The sequence below is a fragment of the Nonomuraea sediminis genome (genome assembly GCF_018531495.1).
GTDB classification, from domain to species: Bacteria; Actinomycetota; Actinomycetes; order Streptosporangiales; family Streptosporangiaceae; genus Nonomuraea; species Nonomuraea sediminis.
The window spans coordinates 348,225-356,524 of record NZ_JAHDTI010000014.1; the positions used below are offsets into that span (position 1 = coordinate 348,225).

An 8,300-nucleotide genomic window follows, 5' to 3' on the forward strand; every position below is an offset into this window, starting at 1 on the left:
GCGCATCTCCCCCACACCTTTTCAACGACGTCTACACCTCAAGACCGAAACTCAGTCCACAAGTGCGCCGCCGGACAGATTGGCAACTGTTCCGGTCATGGCTCCAGCGCGATCTGAAGCCAGGAACGCGGCCGTCTCTGCAATCTCAGAGAGCGTGGGCAGCCTTTTCAGAAGCGTCCCCTGCACCATCCCACCTTCAAGGAATTCCTGGACCGACTGCCCGGCCACTGCCGCGGTCTGCTTGAAGAGGTCCTTGGTGTAGGAACCCGCCGCCGGCGCATCGATAACAGCGTGTGGACGAATGTCGATGACCCGGATGTTGCTGGGTGCCAGCTCCGCGGCCAGAAGCCGCGAGAACGCCTCCTTGCCGGCCGCGCTAACGCCGTGCCCCAAGATGCCGCCTATAGCGAGTTTGGCACCCGGCTCGGACAAAGTCAGGATGACGCCAGGGCCCATGTGCCGCGCCACAGCCTTGCTTGTGATGAACAGCGTCCGCAGAAAACCGTCAATCGGCCGCATGAACTCCTCCAGCGAGAGGTCCGCCAGCAAAGTCCCCTGGTCGTGCATGACGCTCACGGCGTTGACGGCGATATCGATGCTGCCGGCCGTCGCCGCGACCGCATCGGCATGCGTTTCGACCGCCTGTTCATCGAAAACGTCAACTTGCGCGGTCTCGACCTTTCCGCCCGTGGCCGCGACATCACGCGCCACGGCGTCGAGCTTCGCCTGCGTCCGCCCGGCGATGAAGACCCTCGCGCCTTCCCGGGCGAATACCCGTGCCATGGCGCCGCCGATAGCGCCCCCACCTCCATAGATCACAGCGTTCTTGTTCCCAAGCAGTGGTTGCCCCATCGATCTGTCCTCTCCATGCGCCGGGCGGTCTGCGTCGATCACCCTCATCGCTGTCGCGACCGTCCTGGGCCCAGTACTGCCATGCAGGTCAACAGTAACCACGGACGGCAGCAGAAAACAACTATCACTAGTTTTTAAAAACTACCAACATCAAGCAGTCGAAGCCTGCCATCCCTGACCTGTGACGCGAAAACCCAGGGCAAGTCGGGAATGAAGCCACAGTGGCCGCATGTTATGGACCGCCGATCGACTCTCCTCCCCAGGAAGAAGACAGCCCCATGACGTCCTCGCCGACCACGATGCGCGCCGTACAGCTCTCCGCCCCCGGCCCCGTGGACAACCTGCGGCTGACCACGCTCCCGCTCCCGCCCGAGAGGGAGGGCTGGGTGCGCATCCGCGTCGAGGCGTTCGGCCTCAACCGCTCGGAGCTGAAGCTTCGGCTGGGTGTGAGCGTGGGCGTCAGCTTTCCCCGGGTGCCGGGTATCGAGGCCGCCGGCACCGTCGATGCGGCCCCAGCCGGCAGCGGGCTGGCTCCCGGGCAGAAGGTCGTCGCGATGATGGGGGACATGGGGCGTACCTACGACGGCGGCTATGCCGAGTACACGTCGGTGCCGCTGTCCCAGGTCATCCCCGTCGACACTGACCTGCCTTGGGAGGTGCTGGGCGCCCTGCCGGAGATGGTGCAGACCGCATACGGCTCGCTCACCATCGGCCTGGACCTGAAGCCTGGTCAGACCGTGCTGATCCGCGGCGGCACCTCCTCGGTGGGCCTGGCAGCCGCCGCGCTGGCCAGATGGCGCGGCGCCACGGTGCTGTCCACCACGCGACAGGCCGGCCGCCTTGCCTTGCTGAAGGAGCACGGCGTCGACCACCCCCTGCTCGACACCGGCGAGGTCGCTCCCGCCGTGCGCGAGCTGTACCCGGACGGCGTCGACGCCGCCCTTGATCTCGTCGGCACGCCGAGCCTGCCCGACACTCTGCGCGCGGTGCGCGTACATGGCACGGCCTGCTTCGGCGGAAGCCTCTCCAACCAGTGGACGGTGCGGGACTTCTCCCCGAACGAGTACCTGCCGAGGGGGGTACGGCTGGCGGGCTACTTCGGCGACGCCGCCGACCTGCCCCGGGAGGCCTTCCAGGAGATCCTCGACGCGGTCGCGGCCGGTCGGCTGGCCTTCCCCGTGGACCGCGTCTACGACGGCCTGGAGCAGGTGCCGCAGGCCCACGACGACATGGAGCACGACCGCGCCACCGGCAAACTCGTCGTCCGCGTCCGGCATTAGGACCCGGCGTGGCTCGTGGAGATCTTGCAGACCAACAGCGGGAACGGCTGTCGCCGCCGGTCAGTTCCCAGGCTCTGCGGCGGATGGGATGCCCACCGTGGACTGTCCACGATGGGCGGCGAAGCTCAACAGACTGATCGACGGGCGTAGATCGCGCGGGCCGGGCAGGACCGCGATCTCCCGGAGTGTTCTCGACCGCCATGCCTTGCGTCCGAGCGGCGGCTGCAGGTCTTCGGCGGTGACCACGCCGGGGATTGAAGGGGTTCGTCCCCGCAGACAAGATCGCGTCTCTTGGTCTGCGATTTCTTCCATGTTGATGCGATCTTTCTGAAGCGCTTGTGACTTGCGGGCTCCGTTGGGGCGAACCACGGCGACGGCCTCGCCGTGGCGTACGACCCTTCGATGCCGCCCGGCCAGACGGCGGAATGCGGAGGACACCCCGCCGCGATCAGCGGATGTACCGCCGGACCCAGTCGAGGGCCAGGGCCGACGACGCCGACGCGCTGCGATGGAGCGTAAGCACGTGGCCGGTGTTCGGGATCACAACGGCCTCCAGGGGCGCGTTCGGGTACCAGCGCTTCTGCTGCTCCCGCAGAGCCGCCGAGCCGGTGCAGTCCGTCGCGCCCTCGCCGCAGAGCAGGCGGTCATGGTCGCCGACCATGATGAGGACGGGTACGCGGATGAGCCGGTTGTCGGTGATGGGTGGGAAGGACTCGAGAAAGGTATCGGGTTCCTTTGTCGCCTCGTCACGGGCGATGACCTCGGGGCGCGCGCCGGGCCGGTGGTAGAACCAGTCGGCTCGGGTGCCGGGCCGCGTGGTGTAGTACGCCTCGTCCAGCCTGCGGGCGGTGAAACGCGGGTCCTCGGAGGCTGGGTGGATCGCCCCGGCGAACTCCTCGAAGGCGCGCTCGTTCGGGGTGCTGGACTCGCCGGTCAGGATGATGCCGTCCAGGGTGTCCGGGTTGCGTGCCTCAACGGCTCGGATGATCGTGGAACCGACGGAGTTGCCTGCCGCTACCACGCGCCGGTACCGGTGCCCGTCGAGCTTGCCCTGCCGAGCAGCGCGGACCACCTGACGGAGCGACGCCTGATGGCTGTCCGGCCGCATCTGCGCTCCTGACGGCCATGAACTGCGCCCCGCCCCCAGCCGGTCGATCGCCAGGACGGCGTACCCGGCGCGAACCATCGTCTCTGTGAACGATGGGCCGTCCCCGCCCTTCCGCAGCCAGTATGACCGGTCGTACGTACCGCCGGGGACCAGGACCTGGATCGTCCGGGCGCCGCCGCGCGGGCGGCAGAGGGTCCCGGCGATCCGCTGGTCCAGAGGACCGCCCTCGGTGAGCGGCACCGCGACGGAGACCGATTTGCAGCGTGGCGCATCCGCTGCCGCCGCTCCGGTGCCTGCCCCGGCCGCCAGGGTTGTGAGCACACCCACCCCTGCCAGCCACATCCGCCATGCCGCCATGCCGGCCCGCTTCTTGATCACATTCATCCTCTCTAGATCGTATGCCGTACCGTACAGCATACGATTCGAGGCGCAAAACCATTTTCGCCACAGCAGCAACCTGAGGCATGGGATAGCACGCATGTATGTCGGCGAGGACCTGCCGAGTTGCCGACCCGCGCCGAACGCGCGGCAGAGAAGGACAGGCTGCGCAGTTATGACCACAACGCCCTCGCCTCAGTCACACTGGCTGCGGCGGTGGAGGTGCTGCTGGAGGTATGGCGAGGAGATCACTCCGGGCCAACTGCGGGAATCGATCGAGGCCGTTCGCAGGTGGAGATCGTCGGCGACCAGTTGAAAGGATCAACGTCGTGCCCGACTCGGGGCAGCGGGGACTGTGTGGCCCCATGGGCTCGCACCTACGTGTTCGACTATCGGCTCTGAACCACGGTGGCGCCGGCGCGGCGTGCGGCCAGTACGAGCAGGAGCACCGCGCCGAGCCCGAAAACGATGTGGCTGATGAGGTTGACCGCCGGAGTGGCCGCCACCATCGGATGGGTGAAGAAGACATGCCAGACGTAGGTCAGTAGCGCCCCACCGGCCAGCGCCATCCTGTGCCTGCCGTCCCACCCCTGCCTGGCTGACCATGTCAGCGCCAGCACGGCCATCCCTGCCTCGGACACCACCAGTGCCAGCAGGGTGGCCCACAGCGGGGTGGGGACCGGCACCAGGAGCATGATCTCGAATACGACCCCGGCCACCAGTGTGACCCCGAGTACCAGCCAGGGCGAGGGTGCCTGCCGATCGGCCCTGATCGTACGGCGGGGCAGCCGGAAGGCGAGCCCCACGAGAGCGATCACGATCACCACGATGGACACCAGTTGCGGCACGGACGCGATGAAGGAATTGTCCTGATAGGTGCCGTACGTCGTCACCGCGGCGCCCAGCACAGCCAGGACCGCGGCCACAGCCAGGCCGACCGGGCCCAGCCACGGTGTCGTGCGCGCCTCGCCGGCCAGCTCCTCCGTGAGCGCGATCGGCACGCTTACGCTCCACACCGTGTGCAGGCCCAGCGCGAACAGCGTCCACGACGCTCCGATGCCCAGCGCGGGAATGTAACCGCTGTCGAGTAGCCGCATCCCTGCGAAGTTCGGGTTGAACAGGGACATCGTCATGATCCCCTCTTCGAGAACGCCGTAGGCAAGGGCCATCAGCACGATGCTCGGCCAGCCGAGGCCCGCACGCCGTGCCGTCTCACGTATCAGCACCGTGGCGCCGCCGTACGTAGGGGCGAGCAGGATCAGGTAGAAGAGGTGGGTGATCGGGAAGTCGCCGAACAGGAACTCGGCGACCAGCGGAGAGAGCAGAGCGAGACCGAGGGGATAGATGAGTCGACGCATGGCGCCCATCGTCCGCTGGCCACGTTGAGATGTGACGTGTCATCCATCCTGATCTAGCTGTGACAATCGTCATGGGGCGTGCCGATGGCCTTCTGCCTCACGCCGGACAGGCCGGTGACGCGCCCGTCCGAGTAACCCGTGCGGGGACACCTCCAGCCACCGGCACATGCGGGCGATCGCGTGGTTGGCCTCCCTCCACATCGATCAGCTCGATTTGGGCTGCCATCCGCCGAACTGGCGGTGATCCGCCCTGTCAGCCTCAACTGTCACCCGAGCAGCAGGCGCGAAAGTATCCCCAGATCTGGGGGGTGGTCGCGGTGCGGAGTTGGCCTTTGCGGAGGCTGGGTGCGCTAGCCCCAGTGGGCGGCTTCCGCTTCGGCCGCGACGGCCTCGCGCGTCCTGCCCAGCTCGCGCAGGATCTCCCCCAGTACGCGCAGCGTGTTGACCAGCTCGGGCGCCAGGTCCTCGCTCTCCTCGGCGGCGGGCTCCAGCAGGGCCGCGGCGGTACGCAGGTGCGGGGCCGCGGCGGCCGGGTCGCCGAGCTCCACGAGGCAGAAGCCGAGGTTGCGTTCGGCTGTGTAGCGTTCGAGGAGCAGGTCGGGCTCGTCGGCCTCGGCGAACAGCACCGCCGACTCGCGCAGCACGGTCACGGCTTCCTGCGGCAGGTTGACGTCGCGCAGGTAGCCACCGAGCCGGCGTAGCCCGCTGGCCAGGAAGCCCGCGCCGTCGGGACCCTCCGCGCGCAGGGCCTCGACGGCCTCGCCGCTCAGCTCGATGGCCGTGGGCAGGTCGTCCTCGCGGGCGTGGATCTCGGCGCGCACGCCGAGCACCTGGGCCAGCATGAACCCCAGGTCGGGGAGCTGCGGCCGCAGCACGGCGATCGCCTCGTCCGTGATCTCGGCCGACGGCTCCCCGAGCGCGTCCAGCGCGATGGCGCGAGCGTACAGCAGGGCGCCATAGGTCACGGCGAGCTCGGCCGTGCGCCCGTCATCGCCCAGCAGCTCGAGGCCCTCGGCGGCGGTCGCCGCGGCCGCGGCCAGGTCGGCCAGCGCGTACTGGGCCTGCGAGAGCGAGGCAAGGGTGGCGGCGTGCTCGTCACGCAGGGAGGGCAGCGGCTCCAGCGCCCCGTAGGCCGCCACGGCCTCGCGCAGCGGCTCCAGCGCCTGCTCGGGGTGGCCGAGCAGGAGCAACGCGGTGCCGCGCACCTGCCGCAGCTGCGCCAGCATGGCCTGGCCTGCTGGAGTATCCATGACGCCTCCCTCGGGGAGGGCCATCGCCCGCTCGGCGGACTCCAGCGCATCGCCGGGCCTGCCGAGCCGTAGCTGGCAGTCGCCCATCGCGACCAGCGTGCCGATCCTGACCGGCACGATCGGCCCCTCGCCGGGGAGCAGGCGATCGGCCTCGGCCAGCCGGGCGAAGGCTTCCTCGGGGCGGCCGAGTACGGCCAGCGCGACGCCCTCGCAGAAGTAGGTGCGGCCCAGGACGCCGTCGATGATCGGATTTCCCGGATGGTGGCCGAGGATGGCGCGGGCCGCCACGGCGGGCTCCACGGCCAGCTCGGGGGCGGACATCAGGCGGCTCAGGCCGAGCGCGATGTACGCCTCCGCCAGGGTCACGTCGGGCTCCGCCGTAATCCTGGACGGGTCCTCCAGCAGCGCGACGGCCTGCTCGGCCAGCGGCGCCGCCTCTTCGGGCCGCATGACTGCCTGGAGCGCGCCGGCCAGCAGGGCCAGGGCGGTGCCGCGGGAACGCCGGACTCCCGGATCGGTGTCGGGCAGGTCGGCGATGAGGCCGAGGGCCTCCCTCAGCCGGGCTGTCGCCTCCTCGACGCGGCCCAGGTGCGCCTCCCACTGGGCCTGCGTGCAGAGGAGGTCGCAGAGCTGAGTCGGGTCGTGTAAGTGGTGCTCGTGGTAGAGGGCGACGGCGGTGGCAGCGCGGTCGTAGGCCTCCCGCACGCGACCGTTACTGCCGAGCGACGAGCTCACCAGGAGCAGCGCGTTGACGTGGTCGGCCACGTTGTCCGGCGACTCCGCGGCCAGCTCGGCGGTGACCTCGGCGGCCCGTTCGGCCATGGCCAGCGCCATCGCGGGGCCGCCGGGTGCGGAGTCCAGGGTGCCGAGCATGGTCATGGTCAGCGCGTATCCCTCGCGCTCCGCCGGGTCTCCCTTGACCAGGTCGGCGTACAGCTCCACGGCTTCCCGCAGCACCTCGGCGGCCTCCTCCGGCCGGCCGTACTCGGCCAGGTAGGCGCCGAGGGAGAGCTTCGCGGCGGCCAGGCCGCTTCGGTCGCCGGCGGCGGCGCGCAGTGACACGATCTCGTGCAGCGCCTCGAAGGCCTCGGAGGCCCGGCCGGCCTCCGCCAGGTATCCCGCCAGCCGCTTCAGGCGCACGGGCAGGTCCGATCCCTCGAAGCCGCGGTATTCGGCGATCGACTCCGACAGGGCGGCGACGGCCGGCCCGAAGTCTCCGGCACGGTGGTGGACGTCGCCGAGCAGGTCGAGCCCGTGGGCCAGCCGTTCGCGCAGCCGGGGGTTGTCGGCGACGAGGCGGCGCAGCAGCGCCACGTTCTCGGCGGCGGGCACGGCGGCGGCCCGCGCCGCCCCCACAGCCAGCAGCGTGTCGGTAAGGCTCCGCATCGCCTCGGCGTAGTCCTCGGCCCGCGTCCTGGCCGCGCTGGGCGCGATCAGCGACAGCAGGGCGTTGCGCCGCGTGACGGGGGTGAAGGCCGACAGCCCTGCGCACAGCCGCGCGGCCGTCAGCATCGTCGCGGTCCAGGTCTCGCTGCCGGGAGGCATACCGGCGGTGCTCTCCAACGGCTGGTACCCGGCCGTCGCCGGCAGCTCACTGCGCACGCCCCGCTCGGCCGCCAGCCCCCGCTCCAGGTGCGCGAACGCCTCCTCGATCAGGTCAAGCAGCCCGCTCCTGGCGAACGTGTCCTTGATCATCCGGATCGCCTGGCTGAAGGCGCGCACCGCGGTGAGCTGCTTGCCCTGGTCGGCGCGGCAGGCCGCCAGGTTCAGCAGGCCCTCGATCGAGTCCGCGCCGACCAGGTACCGCTCCGCGGCCGCCGACTCGCCGAGCATGCCCAGGCAGGTGCCCAGGTTGTAGCGGGCTCGGGCGTACCGTACCGAATCGAGGTCTTCCGCCGCGGCCATCGCCCGTTCGGCGGCGAGCCTGGCCTGCGGCAGCTCCCCCGCGGCCGCGCGGTTGGCGGCCAGATCGGTCAGCGCGTCGGCCAGCGCCGCGCCGCGCAGGGCTCCGCCGTCGACGGCGACTTCGGCGATCGCGGCGCGCAACCGGGCGATGGCGCCGCCGCGCGCCGCC

Annotated in this window: 5 protein-coding genes; 1 reads left to right on the plus strand and 4 read right to left on the minus strand. The window is 70.0% G+C overall.

Features of this window, described 5'->3' with window-relative positions; translation table 11 throughout:
* Positions 1 to 51: 51 nt before the first annotated feature.
* Positions 52 to 852 carry an SDR family NAD(P)-dependent oxidoreductase gene (locus KIK09_RS45620; RefSeq protein ID WP_214325791.1) on the minus strand — a complete coding sequence of 267 codons (801 nt, stop codon included), beginning with the start codon at positions 850 to 852 and terminating at the stop codon, positions 52 to 54.
* 278 nt (positions 853 to 1,130) lie between these two features.
* Here KIK09_RS45620 and KIK09_RS45625 point away from each other — a divergent pair, with 278 nt between their 5' ends.
* Positions 1,131 to 2,132: a zinc-binding dehydrogenase gene (locus tag KIK09_RS45625; protein WP_214325792.1), complete on the plus strand. Its 1,002-nt coding sequence runs from the start codon at positions 1,131 to 1,133 to the stop codon at positions 2,130 to 2,132.
* A 448-nt stretch (positions 2,133 to 2,580) separates the two neighbouring features.
* Here the strand turns inward: KIK09_RS45625 and KIK09_RS45630 are convergent, their stop codons facing one another.
* The 3 genes from KIK09_RS45630 to KIK09_RS45640 form a co-directional block, all read right to left on the minus strand.
* Positions 2,581 to 3,624 (minus strand): alpha/beta hydrolase, encoded by a 1,044-nt coding sequence (locus KIK09_RS45630; protein ID WP_250574783.1) that lies wholly within the window; start codon positions 3,622 to 3,624, stop codon positions 2,581 to 2,583.
* A gap of 383 nt (positions 3,625 to 4,007) precedes the next feature.
* Complete coding sequence (locus tag KIK09_RS45635; protein ID WP_214325793.1) at positions 4,008 to 4,976, minus strand: hypothetical protein; 969 nt, start codon at positions 4,974 to 4,976, stop codon at positions 4,008 to 4,010.
* Positions 4,977 to 5,326: 350 nt separating this feature from the next.
* Positions 5,327 to 8,300 (minus strand): tetratricopeptide repeat protein (locus tag KIK09_RS45640; RefSeq protein WP_214325794.1); only part of this gene is annotated, 2,974 nt, incomplete at its 5' end.